Below are 17,362 nucleotides of genomic sequence, written 5' to 3'. Positions count from 1 at the left end.
CCAAAAACAGGTGAGAATATGACCATTGGAATCGTATCATACGGTGCATACGTCCCGAGATACCGTATAAAAATCGAGGAAATCGCCCGGCTCTGGGGCGATGATGCAGAGGCCCTGAAAAAAGGACTCATGGTATATGAAAAATCCGTTCCTGATGTTGATGAAGACGCAGCTACCATTGCAGTTGAGGCTGCAAGGTCTGCAGTGACAAGGAGTGATATTGACCCCTCAAGAATCGGGGCGGTTTATACGGGCTCGGAAAGTCACCCCTATGCCGTAAAACCCACAAGCACAATTGTCGGTCAGGCTATCGGGGCAACCCCTGCAATGACTGCAGCAGACTTTGAGTTTGCCTGCAAAGCCGGAACTGCGGCAATCCAGGCTTGCATGGGGCTGGTAAGCTCCGGGATGATTGACCTTGGCCTGGCAATCGGAGCTGACGTTTCCCAGGGAGCCCCCAGTGACGCGCTCGAGTACACAGCAGCCGCGGGCGGAGTTGCATGCATTATCGGAAACAAGGAATCCGAACTTGCCGCAATCATTGAAGATACTTATTCTTTTACAACTGACACCCCTGACTTCTGGAGAAGGGAAGGAATGCCCTATCCGGAACACGGAGGACGCTTTACGGGAGATCCCGGCTATTTCAGGCATGTTACAAACGGGGCCAGAGGGCTTATGGAAAAGATGGGGACAAAGCCTGATGATTACGATTATGCGGTTTTCCACCAGCCAAACGGGAAGTTCCCGACAAGGGCCGCAAAGATGCTCGGTTTTAGCAGAGCCCAGATTGAGCCCGGGCTTGTGGTCCCGAAGATCGGAAATACCTATTCCGGTTCTTGTCTCATGGGCATTGCGGCAACCCTGGACCAGGCAAAACCCGGAGATCGGATCTTTGCAACGGCTTTCGGGTCCGGGGCAGGGTCCGATGCTTTCAGCATAACGGTCACCGACAAAATCGAAGAGATCCGGAACAGGGCGCCGACGGTTTCCGAACTTATCAAGGACCCTATATACATTGACTATGCACGATATGCCAAGCACAAAGGCAAGATACGCCTGGCCTGAAAACGGGGTGAGTACATGAGAGACGTAGCAATTATCGGAGTAAAGAACACGAAGTTCGGGGAACTCTGGGAACGTTCCCTGAGGGATATCGTGGTAGAGGCCGGTATCGGCGCAATCGAAGATGCAGGGGTAGGCGGGAAGGACATTAACGCCCTTTATGTAGGTAACATGAGTGGTGGCCGCTTTGTCGAGCAGGAGCACATCGGAGCCCTGATCGCGGACTATTCAGGACTTTCCAGGAACCTGCACGTCCCTGCCACGAGGGTGGAAGCCGCCTGTGCTTCCGGAGGGCTTGCCCTTCGCCAGGCGATTATGACCGTCGCTTCCGGTTACGGCGACATCGTGGTTGCGGCAGGAGCCGAAAAGATGACGGATGTCGGGTCCGAAGAAGCTTCCTCAGCCCTTGCAGCAGCAGCCGACCGGGAATGGGAAGGCATGGCAGGAGCAACTTTCCCGGGACTCTATTCAATGATCGCAAAGCTGCACATGCATAGGTACGGGACTACAAGCGAACAGCTCGCCGAAGTTGCGGTGAAAAATCACAGGAACGGCTGCCTGAACCCCATTGCCCAGTACAGGAACGAGATCACGGTCGACCAGGTGCTGAACTCTATAATGGTAGCAGACCCCCTGCACATCTTTGACTGTTCCCCCATTACGGACGGGGCTTCGGCCCTTGTGCTGGCTCCTGCAGAAGTCGCCCACGAGTACACTGACACTCCTATTTACATCAAGGCCACAGCCCAGGCAAGCGACACCATAGCGCTTCATGACCGCAGGGACATAACAACTCTGGACGCATCGGTGATGGCTTCAAAGCGGGCTTATGAGATGGCAAAGGTGGGTCCCGGAGACATTGACCTTGTTGAAGTGCACGACTGCTTCACCATTGCCGAAATCTGCGCCGTGGAAGACCTAGGTTTTGCAGAGAAAGGCAAAGGGGGAATCTTTACCGCTGAGGGTGAAACCGCAATTGGAGGCCGGATCCCTGTCAATACCTCAGGTGGTCTGAAAGCCTGCGGACATCCTGTCGGAGCCACCGGTATCAAGCAGGCTGTGGAAATCGTGACCCAACTGCGCGGTGAAGCCGGAAAGCGCCAGGTAGAAGGTGCAGAGTACGGGATGGCCCACAATGTCGGAGGGTCAGGAGCAACAGCAGTAGTACACATATTTTCGAGGGAGAGGTGATATTCGATGTCAGTACCCAGATTCTGGAGAAATCTTGATAGCCGGTACAACCTTGAAGGCACTCACTGCACGGAGTGCGGTGAATACTTCTATCCGCCCCGCAAGACCTGCGTGAACTGCAGGCGTCTGGGGCAGATCGAGGCTTACAGGTTCAAAGGCACAGGTGAAATCGTCACTTACACGGTTATCCGCACCGCTGCCGAAGGCTTTGAAGAGCAGGCTCCGTACGCCCTTGCCATCATCAAACTGGATGAGGGGCCGAGCCTCACCGCCCAGGTGGTCGGCTCCCCCGAAAAGGTGCACATCGGGATGCGTGTGAGTTCTGTCTTCCGGAAACTTGGCGAAGGCGGCGACCGGGGCATGATCTACTACGGGACCAAATTCATCCCTGCTGATGCGTGACCCGGTCAGATTTCAGTTCCGGGTTCCTGTGGATTGAATCCGGTAACTGATCTAACATGGGGGGTCGAATCCCAGGGCTGACCTGACATTGTGGACTAAATATTGTGGACTAAATATTGTGGACTAAATATTGTGGACTAAATATTGTGGACTAAATATTGTGGATAGTTTAACATAGTGGATTGAATCATGTAATTTTAAATCTCGTGGATAATTGAACACAGTGGATTGAACTGGAGATCTCAAGAAAACATGATTGAAGTGGAAGTCAAGGCAAAAGCGGATCTTTCTAAGGTCCGTTCTATCCTTGAAAATATAAGGGCAGTAAAAATAAGGGTTGAGGATCAGTCCGATACCTATTTCGCTGCTCCATACCGGGATTTTGCAAAAACCGACGAGGCGCTGAGGATCCGGAACCTGGACGGAAGGGCTGTGTTGACCTATAAGGGCCCTAAACTGGACAGCGTCTCTAAAACCCGGAAAGAGTTTGAAACCGTTGTGGACGAAAAAAACACCACCGAAATCCTCCATGCCCTCGGTTTTTCGGAAGCTGGGGCCGTTAGGAAAAGGCGTGAAGTCTTCAGGGCCGGGGACATTACCGTCTGCCTTGATTCCGTTGAAGGTCTCGGGGAATTTCTGGAAGTGGAAATTGTTGCCGGGGATACACAGGAACCTGGCCCGATCCGGCTCAAACTTTTCGAGTTTTTAAAGCAGTTTGGGGTGAGTGAAGAGGACTCGATTCGTACTTCCTATCTTGAAATGCTGCTTGAAAATCCGGAAGCCTGAATTTACCCGCTTCTTTTTTTAAAGGCTAAATTGCTGAATTTCTCAGTGGGCGATTATTATCAATGCTCATTTTTTTACAAAAGTCTTAAAGATTATATAGGTGGATCCACTTATTCTATCTAACTATATTTTTTATGTGTTAATAATGACTTTCAGACCTAAAAATGACTTCAGAGCCGGGGGTAAACTGTGAACGCAGCCGGGATTTTCAGTGATAAAAAAGCTATCTCTCCTGTTGTCGGGGTTGTTATGGTTACTTTAGTAACCATCATTCTTGTAGCTGTGCTCGGGACCGGTTCTCTCACAGGAGTTTTGCAGGGCTACTCTACAAACCTCGGAATAGGCAGGATTGACGGAGGAAGCCTTGAAGGAGATACAATAACAATCAGCCACAGCGGGGGAGAACCCTTCCCCTTCAAGGAAAATACGGAGGTACTTCTAAAAGTCGAGGGGGAGACATTGAACTTAATATTTCTCATTTGTACGGAGTCCCCCTCAACGCGGGTGAGACTTTAGCCCTTCAGCTTTCCCCTGCAAACCCGGAAGATGCAGGAAAAATCGATAATATCAAGCCGGGAGACACAATCTTCCTTGTGGTCGTTGACGGGACCAGAAACTTGTGATTTTAAGGCAGGAAGTTGTGGTGTGAGTATTTTGCACTGCAATTTTTTATGACGGATATACATTACTCATTTTTTACGATTTTTCCCCTACCCTGTCTTAAAAGTTATATAGATGGATCTACCTATACTATTTGAAAATGATTTTTATGTGTGCAATAAATAGTTTTTATATGCGTTAAAAAATGGTCTTTATGCTTGCAAAAACGGTTTCTATATGTGGGGGTGGAAGTAATGGCAGCAAGTATTTTTAACGATAAGAAGGCTATCTCGCCTCTCGTTGGGGTTGCCATGGTTACTTTATTAACTATTATTTTTGCAACTGTAATTAGTTCCAGTTCTCTTACAGGAATCTTGCAGGGTTATTCGACAAATATTGGAATGGGCAGGCTTGACGGGGGCGACCTTGAAGGGGATACAATAACCCTCAGCCATAATGGCGGAGAGCCCTTCACTTTCCTGAACGACACAAAGGTGCTTATCGAGATTGAAGGGGAGAGTCTCGAACTCAATATTACCCACCTGTACGGCACAACTATCAGGGCAGGGGACACGGTGAATGTTTATCTGACCCCCCTGGAACCTGAAGACACGGGCAAAATCGATACGATTAATAAAGGAGATACGATCTTCCTGAAGGTCGTGGACGGAGACCAGAAGCTTGTAATATTAAGGCAGGAAATTATTGTATGATGATTCTAAATTTCGGAACAGGTGTCTGAAATTTCCGTTAATGTTCTTGAATAAAGAGAAATTCTTGAATAACGAAATACTCGTGAATAAAAAAGTTAATACTTCTGATTCCTGGAATCAGAAGCATTTTTTAATAATCTTCCGGTAATTCCGGACCTTACCTTATCCTTACCTTATCCTTACCTTATCTTTACCTTATCCTTGAGCCGGGTTTGAGCTCCTTGTCGGGCATAAGGGCGGCAACAATGTCTCCGCCATCATCGGCTGCGAGCATCATGCCGTTGGACTTGACTCCGCAGAGCTTGGTGGGCTTCAGGTTGGCAAGTACGATTATGTTCTTTCCTACCAGTTCCTCGGGGTCGTAGTAGGGGGCCATGCCTGCGACGATCTGCCTGGGTTCGGGCTCGCCGATATCCACTTCGATCCGCAGGAGTTTCTTTGATTTCTTTATTTTTTCGACCACAAGGACTTTTCCAACCCTGATGTCGAGCTTTGCAAAGTCGTCGTACTCGATCTGGGGGAGGGTTTCTTCCTCTTCCCCGGGCTTTGCTTCAGTCTTTTCTTCTGCTGCCGGGGGTTTGCCTTCGGATTTGCTCACTTCTTTTTCTTTTCCTTTTTCGTCTTCCTTTGCTCCTGACTGCTTTGCAATGGCAATCCTTACCCTTTCGCTGGAGATCTCTTCCATTTCTCCTATTTTGTCGTCTTCGAGCTTGGTAAAGAGGATTTTCGGTTTTGCAAATCCACTGCCAGCCTTCAGGGGAACGAGGGCATCGCTGTACTGTGCCTCGTGCACGTCTCCTTCCAGGCCGAGGCCCTTCCAGGCATTTTCCATGCTTCCCGGGAGAACGGGCTCAAAGAGCAGGGTAAGGGCTTTTCCGAGCTGGAGGCAGTTGTAGAGCACTTGCCCGCAGGCTTCCTTATCTTCCTTGACAAGTTTCCAGGGCTCGTGGGATTGGAAGTAAATGTTCCCGAATGATGCCAGGGCCATAGCGGTGTCCACTGCTTTCTTGAACTCGTACTCGTCCATGGCGGCTTTGACCTCGTTGATCGCAGTTTCGATCTTTTCCTTAACTTCCGGCTCGATTTCCCCTTTGGGGATTTCCCCGTAGTTCTTGAAGGCAAAGAGCATTGTCCTGTACAGGAAGTTTCCGAGTACGGCCACGAGCTCGGTGTTGATTTTTTCCTGGAGCACGCGCCAGGAGAAGTTCAGTTCCTTGGTATGGGAAGTGTAGCTTGCCAGGTAGTAGCGCAGGATATCCGGGTGGAAGCCGTGGTCCAGGTAGTCTTCCCCGACCCAGACCACATAGCCCCTGGTCTTGGAGAAGGTCTTGTCCTCGATCTTGACCATGCCTGAGGCCACAACGTCCGTCGGCACGGAGTAGTCGGCGCCTTTGAGCATGGCAGGCCAGAAGATGCAGTGGTGGTAGGTGATGTCTCCTCCTATGAAATGGATGATCTCCCCGTCACCTTTCCAGTACTTCTCCCAGGAATCGTTGGCCTGGGTAGCCCATTCTTCCGTGAAGGCCATGTACCCTATGGGTGCGTCAACCCAGACATAGACCACCAGGTCGTCGTGGCCGGGGAACTTAACCCCCCATTCCAGGTTTCGCGTGATGCACCAGTCTTCCAGGCCCTGCTTTACCCAACCAAGCGCGTAGTTCCTGGCGTTGGTGGTGCCTCCTAGCTCGTTTGAAAGGTAGTTCATCAGGTAGTCACTGAATTCGGAAAGCTTGAAGAAAAAGTGCTCCTGCTTGCGGTACTCGGCAGGCCCTCCGCAGATGGTACAGACAGGGCTTTTGAGTTCTCCGGGTTCCAGGTGCTTTCCGCAGCCCTGGTCGCATTCGTCTCCACGTGCGGTTTCCCCACAGTGGGGGCAGGTCCCTTCCACATAGCGGTCAGGGAGGAAACGGTCGCACTTCGGGCAGTAGGCAATTTCGATAGTCTTTGGGTAGACGTAGTCCTTTTCTATCAGCTTGTTGACTATGTCCAGGGTCCTGTTGTGGTTTTCAGGGTCGTCAGTGGTCCCGAAGGCGTCAAAGTTAACCCCAAGCTGCTTGAAGGTCTCGTCAAAATGTTTGTGGTATGTTTCTACAAGTTCCCCGGGAGTGATCCCGAGCTGCTCGGCGTTAACGACAATGGGAGTGCCGTGTGTGTCCGAACCGCAGACGAAGGTAACGTCCCTCCCCTCCTTCTTGAGGGCGCGGACAAAGATATCTGCGGGTACGTAAGTCCGAAGGTGGCCTACGTGGGCCTTTCCGTTGGCGTAGGGCAGGCCGCAGGTAACAAGTACGGGTTTATCGGATGATTTTGACATTCTAATCTCCATGTATTATTTTACGGATATATCCCTCTTGGACGTCTGCAATTCTAAAATATATTTCGCTTATTGCAGGTTTAAAGGGAAGCTTTTTGAAGGGATAGTTTATAGTTTTATGTGTAAAAAGACGATTTCGGTGCTTTTGGCCGGGATGTGGAATCCTTTCAGACCTGTTTTAAGACGGGTATAATGCCAGGAAAATTAATTTATCGGCATGGTCCTATGAATTTTTTATTAAATTCTTCGGAGGAAAGGTTCCCTGAACTTATATTTCCGATGTATTACCCTCGATTAGTATCTTCGATGTATTACCCTCGACTTAGCATCTTTGATGTATTACCTTCGACGTAGTATTTTCGATCTATTATCCGGAAATGGTTTCAAAAGAGGTCTCGGAAAGTAATATTAATAATGAATGCCGAAAAGAACTCCTATTCGGATGTCCTGATGACAGAGGGTTTTATTCCCGATTTCCGCCCTTTCCGTTTTGCTTCCGGAAAAATTCTCATTTCCTTAAGTCAGGGGCTTGAATACGTAATTGATTCGTAATCCGAAATCGATTCTTAATTCCAAATAGGTTAATATTGATGTTTAGCGACGCGAGAGTTAAATCATGGATTCAAACACCTCTTCTTCCCCGGTACCTGAAAAAAAGAAACGCAACCACATATCTTACGTGGTCGTGGTAATCGCCCTGCTTCTGGTCATAGGGGTAAGTATGATGGCAATTTTTTACGGCTTTGGCTTTGAAGGGGACCTGGGTACCTCGGATAAGGTGGCCGTAATTTATGTCCAGGGCACCATGCTTACCGGAAACATCCCTTCCGGGCTTGGGTATGCAACCTCCGAAGAAATTTCTGAAAATATCCAGCGGGCTGTGGAAGATGAACAGGTCAGTGCCATAGTGCTCCGGGTCAACAGCCCTGGGGGGTCACCCGCAGCTGCCCAGGAAGTTGTAGGCGAGATCCAGAAGGCCCAGGAAGAAGGCGTCCCTGTAGTGATCTCTATGGGAGATATGGCTGCTAGTGCTGCTTACTACATCTCGGCTCCGGCGGACTACATTATTGCAAATCCTTCCACAAGCACCGGGTCGATCGGGGTGATCTGGATCTTCCAGAACATGTCTGCTTTCTATGAGGAAGAGGGAGTTGAGTTTTACATCTCAAAGTCCGGGGAACTGAAAGACATGGGTGGCTCCTGGCGCGGACTCACTGATGAGGAAAAAGAACACGCTGACAGGGTGGTTCTCGAAAGCTACGAAGACTTCGTGGCCCAGATTGCCGAAGGACGGAACATGACGCGAGGTGATGTAAAGGCCATTGCCGACGGGCGCATATATACGGGGAAAACGGCTAAGGAACTCGGACTTGTAGACGAAATGGGAAACCTTTACGACGCCATTGATAAGGCTGCCGAACTTGGAGGCATCGAAGGGGAACCGAGGGTCGTGTATATGAACAGAGCAACCCTCTCAAGACTTCTCCTGGGCTCGGAATCGTCGAGTTCCGATGCTTTGAGTTCCGATGCAGTCCGGCAGTTTGTTAGTTATTATGAAGAAAGCCCCTACGGGAAAATCCAGGCATGAAGTGTTAAAAAGATCTGGAACTATAGTCCTGGACATAAATATTTACACTTTATACTATAACCACGGAAGACACCGAAAACACGGAAGTATTGTACTCCCATATCCTTTATTCCGTGCTTTCTGTGGTTAAAATTTCACTTGAGATTGGTGAAGGAATTTGGGTCATTGACTATAAATGAAGTACCCATATTTTTTCAGTTTTTACTCCTCTTTTTACCGCTTTTGTCCCGTTTTTCCCCTTTTCAGCCTTCTTTTTTATTCATTTTCAGCCTTCGGCCTCATTTCCGGCTTTTCTCCTGCAGATTTTGTCCAGGAGGAGGATGTTGTCAAGCATAAGGGAGCAGCTCCAGCCCAGGGGAATTGCCCAGGCAGGCCTGCCTGTGGACTTGTCCACCTGTTCAGGGAGGAGCCCTGCACTGGTAGTGCCTGCAAGACTCCATTTAAGGAACCTGATCCCTTCCTCGGTCAGCTTTTTCCGGGTCTCTTCATACTGGTCTTTTTCTTTTTCGTAAGGAAGGGCCAGGGCCAGGGCAAACATGGCTTCCGAGAGCCAGAGGGTTGTTACAAGCCAGGGGTTCCCGTTGATGTAGCTGTCGTTTTCGTAGCGTCTGATCCCGTAGTGCCGGTTTACCGGGCTGGAAAGCTTTTTCTGGATGTTTTCGATAAGGAAGAAGATCATGTCCCTTTCCACCGGGTTTCGCGGGGAGAGCATCCCGAAAGGAATATAGGTGGCAAGGACGCTTGCATCCATCGTCTTGTCCAGCTTTTCGTTTACAACTCCCTTTGCAAAATAGCCTTCCTGGAGCCAGAAGCGGTCGATGGTAGCCTGCTTTATAAATTCAGCCCGCTTTTTCCAGCGCCTGGCCATTCCCGCCTCTCCGTTTTCCTCAGCCAGGTGGGAAGCTCCCATGAGACCTGCATAGATCGAGGCGTTCGTATAAGTGAAAATTCCGTAGTATGTTTCCCAGAGGTCCATGCAGCTTTCATGCAGCCCCGTTTTTGTCCTTTTCATCAGGTATTCGGCAGCTCGCAGCACCGAAACCCAGACTTCCTCCAGGAACTCTATTTTTTTCAGGCCTTCCAGGATCCTGTAATATACGTCCATGGCATAGAGGGTGGAACCGGTTTCGTCGATCTGGGTGGAATAATCAAAGTTGCCCCAGGAAGGAGCCTTACTCCCGTCCAGCCAGTAGCGCTGGAACCAGGAGCCGTTGGGGAGCTGGGTCCTGATGCACCACTTGAAAAACCTGTCACAATATTCGGGATAACCTGAATGTTTCAGGGCGAGCACCAATTCGGAACTGTCACGGTTCCAGCAAAAACCGTACCCTCCGCATTTCTCAAAGTTGGAATCAAATTCGGGGGCAGCCACAAAGGAGCCGTTTTCGTGGTCGTTCATAAGGTAGAGCACGAGCAGGGAGCGGTTGTAGGCGTTGAAAAGTTCCTGGCGGAGGTTGTTATAACCTTCGAGGCCTGGCATTTTCAGCACCTGTTTTTTGGACAGCCACATAACCCAGTGTTCTCTTGTCTTTTCGAAGATCTGTTCAAGGGGCAGTTTTGAAAGTTCCTGCATCCGTTTGTAGAGGAGGTTGCGGGTAGGAGCTGCGCCAATGAAAATCACAAACTCGTTGGTGCCATCAGCTTCCAGTTCGAGGTCCCAGCCCGCAGCGTTGTTTATGTTCCCAATGTCCTCCTTATTATTCTGGAGTTTCCCGTCTTCCATGTCGTACCTGGAATTCGTCCACCAGATGGTGTCCATCGCTTTTCCTACCTGCCATTCCGAAAAATCTGGCATGGAGTGGATTCCGATATAGTAGTCTTGCCAGTACTGTACTATCAGGCGGGCTTTTGAGTCGCAGTAACCTGAATTTTTCTTTGAGGTCTCCCCTACGTTGAAGTTCGAATAGTAATAAAACTTCCCTGATATTTTTTTCTGGGACTGGATCTTGAACCTGCGGATTAGAACCGGAACATCAGGGTGAACCAGGTCCAGGATCGAAATCCGGATTCCCGAATCATGGTAAAGCTTTGTGGACACGATGTTTGTGTCCTCTATGTAGTTCTGAATTGATTGCCAGTCGTTGCTGTTTGTCCAGAGGAGAGTTTCTCCAGTATGGATACAGGCAAGAGACTCATCAATATGCTGGGCGTGGTCTCTCCGTGGGTAAAAAAAGCCGAAAAGTTCCCCCTTCCTGCCCATTGTCACGAGCAGTTCTGCATTTCCCAGAATGACATTGGGTTGTTTGATCACCTGCTAACCCCTCTTGTGATCACATGTTCCTGGTTTTCACCGGATGGGGCAGGGGAGATGATATGTTCGCAGACCTCATGCCCCGTGGCTTTGCAACTAACTTCCCTGACCCTTATGTTCTTCCCTGAGTATTCGGTCAGGTAGCCTGCGAAGTATCCGCTCATGTAGGCACATACCGGCTGGTCCGTTTCCCCGTAGACGTCTGCAATGAAGGATTCTTTGACAATGATTTTTCCTTCAAAGGTTTCCGGGTCGCAATCGATTTCCAGGATGCCCCAGCCAACGGCCCTGTAAAGTTCTGCCAGGATGCTGGCGAAGTTTTTATCGTCAAGGGGCATGATATTCCTGAAATACTTTGCAGCGTGGATCCCCCCCCGCAGGCCGGAAAGGGTGAGCAGACCCTCGGCATGTGGGGCGCTATCATTCAGAGTCCTGATGATATCTACAAGGGTGGGTGCCCGTGCAATGATTCCCCTGACTCCGATCACATTTAATGGGAAGTCCACCAGATGGATCATCCTGTGTTCCGAAATCCCATGTTCGACTTTCTCTACAGCTTCCAGTTCTCCTATCTTTCTGGCAAGGTCATCAACGTCTACGTCTTTTCCGATTTCCGTAAATATTGAGTACTCTCCTGTTTGCTGTGTGATGTTGTCGAGGTGCCCGAACTTGGTCTGCACCTCATGGCTTTCCATAAAATTGATTATTGATGATAACGAGCCAGGATCTTTTGAGTAAGTGATCTTAAACCACGCGATCTGTGTATTTTCATTATGGCCTGCAAACATGCACAAGTCTCGAACCATAGACTTTGCTCCCCTGAATTAGTTATGTATACATTTGATTAAGCTATTGTGCTGAGTTTTCTGAACACCCTCGCCTTGAAGTCCATTAATGCGGCCATGAAATTCACGCCGGCATCATAGGGAGTCGGGTGTACGCTGAAGTAAGAATGAACGTCCCCGTCCCCGAGCCATTTTGTGCACATGTAGTAGTAGTGGTCCGAGGTCAGCAGGTGCTTCCAGATGTTAAGGAGTTCCTGGTCCCCGGTTTTTTTCACAAAAGGTTCAAGGAGTTTTATTTCTTCAAAACAACGTCTTTGCATATCGTTTCCCAGCCAGGCGCTGGTGTCGCGTTCCATGTCCGCCCAGGAAATTGTGGTAAAGTCCCCTACATCGATTTCCGCTACCGGAGTATATTTTTTCACAACTTCTGAGGGGGTGTCGAAATTCAAACGAGTCTCTAAGACTTTCTCCGGGAAGTTTCTCAGAAATGCAAAGATGCCTGTTTCTTCCCACTGGTGCTCCCCGAAAGTCTCATAATCCATAAAAATGTTGATGCAATCTTCCCTGATGCCGGAAGCCCATTGAGCCCATTTTTCCGCAGTCAGGGGGTAGCCGTCCCACCAGCGGGCCGAAAAACGGTACCCTATATCGTCGCTCAGCTTGTAGTTCCTGACGAGGATCGGTATTCCCGAACCCGTTGCTTCGTACACAAAGTTCGGGGACCTCCAGCCGAGCATGTGGTCCGCACCTTCCGTAAGGACTGCTTTGTATCCGAGATCCGAGGCAATTTTCCCTATCGTGTTATTGTAAAGTAGCTCTGTATTCCGGAACACTTCGGGTTTTACTCCGAGAAGGTCTTTCATGAGCCTGCGGTGTTCCCTTATCTCTTCAATAAATTCCGTTTTATCCTCAAAAAGGCTTGAGATTGAATGGTAGCAGGTCTCATCCAGGAACTCCACAGCTCCGGTTTTCGCCATCTCTCTGAAGTCTTCGAGCACTTCTTCTTCCCAGAGTTCGCACTGCTCCAGATGGGTTCCTGTAACCGAAAGGGCGAATTTAAATTCTCCCCTGTGCTCGTCCAGGGCTTCCAGGAGGACCCTGTTGGCAGGTAGGTAGCATTTTTCTGCCACTCTCTTGAAAATCTCGCGGTCTCCCCTTTCATCGAAATAGCGGAAAAAACCGGTTCTGTCATCGGGCCAGAACCAGCGCAGCCGGAAAGGCTGGTGTATCTGGAAATAAAGGCAAAGGGATGTCATGCTTTCTCCTCCCAGACAGTCCTTTTCTCCTGAATATCTCTCTTCCCTTGACCCTCACTTTTCTCCTGAATGTCTCTCTCCTCTGGAAAGGAACTTTCTTCTGTAACTGTTCTCTTCGATGTAGCAGTCTTTTTCTCCGGAATTACCCTTTTTTCCGGAACAGTGCTTTCCTCCAGGACGGCTCGCCTGAAATCCGAGAGTATGGAATAATAGTTAACAGCCTTCTCGTATCCTTCCCTTATATTTTCCCCGGATTTCATGGAAAAGAGGATGTCGCCTTGCTGGAGGTAGCCGAAAACCCGCTTCAGTTTTCCGTAGTTAGGGCTTCCTTTCCTACCTACCTCTTTAAGTTCCTCTCCTATCTGTACAAGTTCCCTCAAATAGAGCTGCTGGGCCTTATTCCCGAGAGCATTATGCATCCCGTAGCGGATCGTCTGCTCGGTTTTCAGGGTGGGAAGTTTTACGGGCTTAAATCTCTTTACAGCTTCCGAAGGTGTAAGCATGCTGATCCCCCTTTCTTCAAGTTTTTCCGGAAGCTCCCGGATAAAGTCGGCAACCAAACTCTTTTTCCGGTGGTGGAAATAGAGGCTACTGTAGTTGAAATAAAGTGTAAGGACCTCTCCCTCCATGCTGTTTATCCAGTCCGCGAACTTTTCCGGGATCAGGGGGTAGCCTTCCCAGTCTTTTTCCGAGAAACGGAGTTCGAGGTCTTCACTCAGGTTTATATGCCTGAGCAGGGTCGGGAGATCATTTTCGTAGACATATGCCGGGTCATATCCGTTAGTTAGATTTGAAGAGCCTTCGGCAATAAGGCATTTAAACCCCATCCCCGAAAGTAGCTTTCCCACTTTCCCGGAAAACAGGAGTTCGGTGTTTACGAAAGTCTCAGGGGCAGCCCCAAGCATTTCCTTGCTTATTTCTCTATGCTTCAACACTTCTTCCCTGAACCAGGTCGGGTCAGGGTAAAGGGCACTCAGGGAGTGATAGTAACAGTTCCCTGTAAATTCCACGCCTCTACTTTCTCGGAGGTCGCGGAAAGAATCAACAAGTTCCGGGTCCCACCTGCATTGTTCCAGGAAAAGTCCCGAGAGGTTCAGGGCATACCTGCCTCCTCCTTCTATGGATTCCAGCAGCAGGTCGTTAAGGCGCAACAGCTCCCTCCCTGTTTCCTGAAACCGCATAAAAATGTGCTTCATATCGAAGTATCGGTTGGGTTCAGGTGTCCCTGAAAAACCTTCTACAGGCCAGTACCATTTAGGACTGTAAGGCAAGTGCACCCCCCCGCACATGCATACCGCTTTCATAACATAATTATGATGTACGGTTGAGGTACTAAAACCTATTGTTTCCCACGCTGCCGGATTAGAGGGCGCTAAAAGGTCAGGTACCCCGGATAAAATCCGTAGCAATCACTGTAAAATGATTCTGGTCAAAATGATCCTGTGAAATACGACCCTGAAAAAACGATCCTTGTTAAAACGATCCTGTGAAATACGACCCCATTTTAAATGATTCTGGTCAAAATTATTCCGGAAAATTATTCAGGATAAAAAATTAAGTTTGCAAAAAATTATGAAATGGGTGATGGGAGTTATCCCATCATAAAATCGGTCAGGCTTTTGTATGCTGCAGTGAGTTCTTCCGGGGAAAGGGATATTTCAAAGTCCTTTCCTTTGATCTCCAGGGCACCCTCGATGACAGTCCCGATTATGGTGTAGGGCACGTCTTTCAGGATTTCCTGCAGAGCTTCCGGCTCGGAAGTGGCAAGGATGGCTCTTGCAGGGGTTTCTGCAAAGAGGAGTTCATCTGCCTGCAGGTCTCCGGAAATTTCGCTCAGGTCCACTTTCGCCCCAAGGGTTTTGCACATCCTGGCAAGGCCTGCTGTAAGCCCTCCAAGGGAGAGGTCATGGGCAGAGCTCAGTTTCCCGCTTTTCACAGCCTTGATGACAGCTTCTATTAATCTCGGGGCATTTTCCGGGACTTCCGGAGCTTTTCCGGCTTCCTGGGCTCCGAGGCAGGAATAGTACTCGGAAGCTCCCATTTCGGGAGTTGTTTCTCCTACCAGGACAATGCTGTCCCCTGCTTTTGCAAAGAAGCTTGAGGGGAGATGGGTTTCAAGGTCCATCTTCCCTATCATTCCGATGGACGGCGTTGGGGGAATTGCGGTTCCCAACTCGTCGCTTTCGTTGTAGAGGGAAACATTTCCTCCCACAACAGGAATCGAAAGTTCCCTTGCCGCGTCTCCGAGGCCCAGGACTGCTTGCTTGAACTGCCAGTAGATTTCCGGGCGTTCGGGGTTTCCGAAGTTCAGGCAGTTTACGATAGCCAGCCCTTCCGCTCCTTTTACGGCAAGGTTCATGGCGTTTTCGATAATCGCGGTCTTTCCACCTGCATAGGGGTCAAGGAGAGTTGCCCTGGGCTGGCAGCCGCAGGAAAGGGCTATTCCTTTCTTGTCGGTGATCCTGAGGACTCCAGAGTCTTCTCCAGGAAGAACCACGGTCCTGAGCTGGACCTGGTGGTCGTATTGCCTGTAGATCCATTCTTTTGAGGCTATATTGTAAGAAGAAAGGACTTTCAGGATCGCCTGTTTCAGGTCTGCCGGACTGTCAGGTTTTTTGCCTTCTTCCCGGGCTTCCGGAGCTTTCGAGGGCCTCTCAAAAGTCGGGGCTCCTTCGGTAAGGAGGGCGATCGGGATGCTGGCAACGGTTTCTCCCCTGAATTCTATTGTGTAGTTCGGCTCTTCGGTAAGCTCGCCGATAACTGCACCGTTAAGGTCATACTTCTCGATCAGGGCAAGCACGGCGTCCACATCTTCGGGAGCCACTTCAAAGAGCATACGTTCCTGGGACTCTGCAAGCAGGATTTCATAGGCGTTCATGTTGGGTTCGCGCTGGGGTACGGCATCTGCAATGATCCGGGCTCCCAGCTTGCCTTTGGCAGCCATCTCCGAGCTTGCTCCTCCGAGACCTGCGGCCCCGAGGTCCCTGCAGGACTTTACATAACCCTTTCCGGTGGCTTCCAGAGTCATTTCAATGGCAAGTTTTTCGGTATACGGGTCGCCTACCTGGACGCTTGGCCTGTCATCGGCTTCGGCAGATTCCGAGAGGTCCCTTGAGGCAAAAGAGGCTCCTCCAAGCCCGTCCTTTCCAGTGCTTGACCCCGCAAGGACCAGCTTGTTCCCTGCTTTTTTAGCGATGGAAGTTATGACTTCCTCTTCCTTGCAGAGCCCCACGCATACCACGTTTACCAGGGGATTTCCACTGTACTGCCGGTCAAAGAAGGTCTCACCATTAACCACCGGAACTCCGATACAGTTCCCATACCCTGCGATTCCCTTTATGATTTGTTCAAAGAGGAAGAGGTTTTTCGGGGTGTCAAGGGGGCCGAAGTAGAGCGGGTCCATGAGGGCAATAGGACGGGCCCCCATAGAAATAACGTCTCTTACAATGCCTCCAACTCCGGTGGCTGCTCCGTTGTAGGGGTCAACGTAGGAAGGGTGGTTGTGGCTTTCCATGGCTATGGAGAGCACGTACCCGTCTTCGAAATTAATAATTGCAGCGTCGTCTCCCGGGCCTATCAGGACATTTTCGCCTGTGGTGGTGAAGGTCTTCAGGAGGGGGGCGCTTGAACGATATGAGCAGTGTTCACTCCACAGGTTTAAAAAACAGCCCTGCTCTACCAGGTTAGGCTCACGCCCAAGTTCTTTTTTTATGATCTTCAGGTCTTCTTCAGGTAACATTGCCTTGCCTCTGATTCTTAAAGCCTCTTTCGGATGTTCCAGGAATGCCAGGAACCGGGACCTTCCGGGCTGCTGACGGACCGATTCAGGTCTGGTTTCCGATCCCTTACTAATACCGGCTTCTTTTCCTGGTTCCCTGCAGGTTCGTTTATTAAGGTAACCCGAAAATTGAGGTTTGTTTTTATAATCTGTCCCTGAGAATACAGGGTTTTTGATTGGTATTACTAGACTATGTCGTCATAAAGGGACAGGGATTAGATAAAGATTTCTTTGCGCCTGATAGAATGAGTCACGGATACCCTGTTGGCTTTAAAAAGAAACCGTTGTCTGTAAAAGCCTGGTAAGACAATGGGTAACTAAACCTTGCCTTCAATAGGTTATGTCCGCCAGCAAACCTTGCAGCTAAAAAAGTCTGTAAACCCGGTCTCCAGAAAATGTCCGAAGATTCAATCAATATTCAATCAATATTCAATCAATATTCAATCAATATTCAATCAATATTCAATCAATTTTCAATCAATATTCAATCAATTTTCAATCAATATTCAATCGATCAAAATTCTCCGTAAAATCAGTGGCCGGAATAAATCTGCAAGGCAAACTATCAAAACAGTAACTTTTACCCTGGGTGATAACCGGGCCTCAGGTAAAAAAATAAAAATTGATTTTCTC

General features: G+C 49.3%; 14 protein-coding genes. 8 read left to right on the top strand and 6 right to left on the bottom strand.

What is annotated here, in order from left to right; all coding sequences use genetic code 11:
* The first annotated feature begins 18 nt into the window (after positions 1–18).
* From ACSAZK_RS07465 to ACSAZK_RS07435, 7 genes are all read left to right on the top strand, one after another.
* Positions 19–1,068 (top strand): hydroxymethylglutaryl-CoA synthase, encoded by a 1,050-nt coding sequence (locus tag ACSAZK_RS07465; RefSeq protein ID WP_440956728.1) that lies wholly within the window; start codon positions 19–21, stop codon positions 1,066–1,068.
* 15 nt (positions 1,069–1,083) lie between these two features.
* Entirely contained in the window at positions 1,084–2,256 is a 1,173-nt protein-coding gene (locus ACSAZK_RS07460) for a thiolase domain-containing protein (protein WP_440956727.1), read from the top strand.
* A gap of 6 nt (positions 2,257–2,262) precedes the next feature.
* Entirely contained in the window at positions 2,263–2,658 is a 396-nt protein-coding gene (locus ACSAZK_RS07455) for a Zn-ribbon domain-containing OB-fold protein (RefSeq protein ID WP_440956726.1), read from the top strand.
* 252 nt (positions 2,659–2,910) lie between these two features.
* Entirely contained in the window at positions 2,911–3,444 is a 534-nt protein-coding gene (cyaB, locus tag ACSAZK_RS07450; protein ID WP_440956725.1) for a class IV adenylate cyclase, read from the top strand.
* Between the two features lie 189 nt (positions 3,445–3,633).
* Positions 3,634–3,960: a type IV pilin gene (locus ACSAZK_RS07445; protein ID WP_440956724.1), complete on the top strand. Its 327-nt coding sequence runs from the start codon at positions 3,634–3,636 to the stop codon at positions 3,958–3,960.
* Positions 3,924–4,067, top strand: coding sequence for a hypothetical protein (locus tag ACSAZK_RS07440; RefSeq protein ID WP_440956723.1), 144 nt, complete (start codon positions 3,924–3,926; stop codon positions 4,065–4,067). The genes ACSAZK_RS07445 and ACSAZK_RS07440 overlap by 37 nt, the downstream gene beginning before the upstream one ends.
* A gap of 231 nt (positions 4,068–4,298) precedes the next feature.
* On the top strand, positions 4,299–4,757 hold the full coding sequence (locus ACSAZK_RS07435; RefSeq protein ID WP_440956722.1) for a type IV pilin N-terminal domain-containing protein: 459 nt from the start codon (positions 4,299–4,301) through the stop codon (positions 4,755–4,757).
* A gap of 190 nt (positions 4,758–4,947) precedes the next feature.
* Here the strand turns inward: ACSAZK_RS07435 and metG are convergent, their stop codons facing one another.
* Positions 4,948–7,071 carry a methionine--tRNA ligase gene (metG, locus tag ACSAZK_RS07430; protein WP_440956721.1) on the bottom strand — a complete coding sequence of 708 codons (2,124 nt, stop codon included), beginning with the start codon at positions 7,069–7,071 and terminating at the stop codon, positions 4,948–4,950.
* Between the two features lie 616 nt (positions 7,072–7,687).
* On the opposite strand from metG, the gene sppA reads away from it, so the two are divergent.
* The gene (sppA, locus tag ACSAZK_RS07425) at positions 7,688–8,659 is read left to right on the top strand and encodes a signal peptide peptidase SppA (protein ID WP_440956720.1); all 972 of its coding nucleotides are present in this window, start codon (positions 7,688–7,690) and stop codon (positions 8,657–8,659) included.
* 265 nt (positions 8,660–8,924) lie between these two features.
* Here the strand turns inward: sppA and ACSAZK_RS07420 are convergent, their stop codons facing one another.
* From ACSAZK_RS07420 to purL, 5 genes are all read right to left on the bottom strand, one after another.
* A complete protein-coding gene (locus tag ACSAZK_RS07420; protein ID WP_440956719.1) occupies positions 8,925–10,910 on the bottom strand; it encodes a glycoside hydrolase family 15 protein in 1,986 nt (661 codons plus the stop codon).
* The gene (locus tag ACSAZK_RS07415) at positions 10,907–11,716 is read right to left on the bottom strand and encodes a V4R domain-containing protein (RefSeq protein WP_440956718.1); all 810 of its coding nucleotides are present in this window, start codon (positions 11,714–11,716) and stop codon (positions 10,907–10,909) included. Before ACSAZK_RS07415 ends, ACSAZK_RS07420 begins: the two co-directional genes overlap by 4 nt.
* 38 nt (positions 11,717–11,754) lie before the next feature.
* On the bottom strand, positions 11,755–12,951 hold the full coding sequence (locus tag ACSAZK_RS07410) for a glycoside hydrolase family 57 protein (RefSeq protein WP_440956717.1): 1,197 nt from the start codon (positions 12,949–12,951) through the stop codon (positions 11,755–11,757).
* Positions 12,948–14,240, bottom strand: coding sequence for an alpha-amylase (locus tag ACSAZK_RS07405; protein WP_440957123.1), 1,293 nt, complete (start codon positions 14,238–14,240; stop codon positions 12,948–12,950). Before ACSAZK_RS07405 ends, ACSAZK_RS07410 begins: the two co-directional genes overlap by 4 nt.
* A 302-nt stretch (positions 14,241–14,542) precedes the next feature.
* A complete protein-coding gene (purL, locus tag ACSAZK_RS07400; protein WP_440956716.1) occupies positions 14,543–16,690 on the bottom strand; it encodes a phosphoribosylformylglycinamidine synthase subunit PurL in 2,148 nt (715 codons plus the stop codon).
* Positions 16,691–17,362: the final 672 nt, after the last annotated feature.

This window comes from Methanosarcina sediminis (genome assembly GCF_052056915.1).
In the GTDB taxonomy this organism is placed as follows: domain Archaea; phylum Halobacteriota; class Methanosarcinia; order Methanosarcinales; family Methanosarcinaceae; genus MTP4.
Note: the sequence above shows the minus strand (reverse complement) of the source record. Positions and strands in the feature narration are given on the sequence as shown.

Excerpts from the sequence above, each read along its gene's own strand:
- ACSAZK_RS07465 (WP_440956728.1), top strand. The coding sequence starts at position 19 with ATGACCATTGGAATCGTATCATACGGTGCATACGTCCCGAGATACCGT.
- ACSAZK_RS07460 (WP_440956727.1), top strand. The coding sequence starts at position 1,084 with ATGAGAGACGTAGCAATTATCGGAGTAAAGAACACGAAGTTCGGGGAA.
- ACSAZK_RS07455 (WP_440956726.1), top strand. The coding sequence starts at position 2,263 with ATGTCAGTACCCAGATTCTGGAGAAATCTTGATAGCCGGTACAACCTT.
- cyaB (WP_440956725.1), top strand. The coding sequence starts at position 2,911 with ATGATTGAAGTGGAAGTCAAGGCAAAAGCGGATCTTTCTAAGGTCCGT.
- ACSAZK_RS07435 (WP_440956722.1), top strand. The coding sequence starts at position 4,299 with ATGGCAGCAAGTATTTTTAACGATAAGAAGGCTATCTCGCCTCTCGTT.
- metG (WP_440956721.1), bottom strand. The coding sequence starts at position 7,071 with ATGTCAAAATCATCCGATAAACCCGTACTTGTTACCTGCGGCCTGCCC.
- sppA (WP_440956720.1), top strand. The coding sequence starts at position 7,688 with ATGGATTCAAACACCTCTTCTTCCCCGGTACCTGAAAAAAAGAAACGC.
- ACSAZK_RS07415 (WP_440956718.1), bottom strand. The coding sequence starts at position 11,716 with ATGGTTCGAGACTTGTGCATGTTTGCAGGCCATAATGAAAATACACAG.
- ACSAZK_RS07410 (WP_440956717.1), bottom strand. The coding sequence starts at position 12,951 with ATGACATCCCTTTGCCTTTATTTCCAGATACACCAGCCTTTCCGGCTG.
- ACSAZK_RS07405 (WP_440957123.1), bottom strand. The coding sequence starts at position 14,240 with ATGTGCGGGGGGGTGCACTTGCCTTACAGTCCTAAATGGTACTGGCCT.
- purL (WP_440956716.1), bottom strand. The coding sequence starts at position 16,690 with ATGTTACCTGAAGAAGACCTGAAGATCATAAAAAAAGAACTTGGGCGT.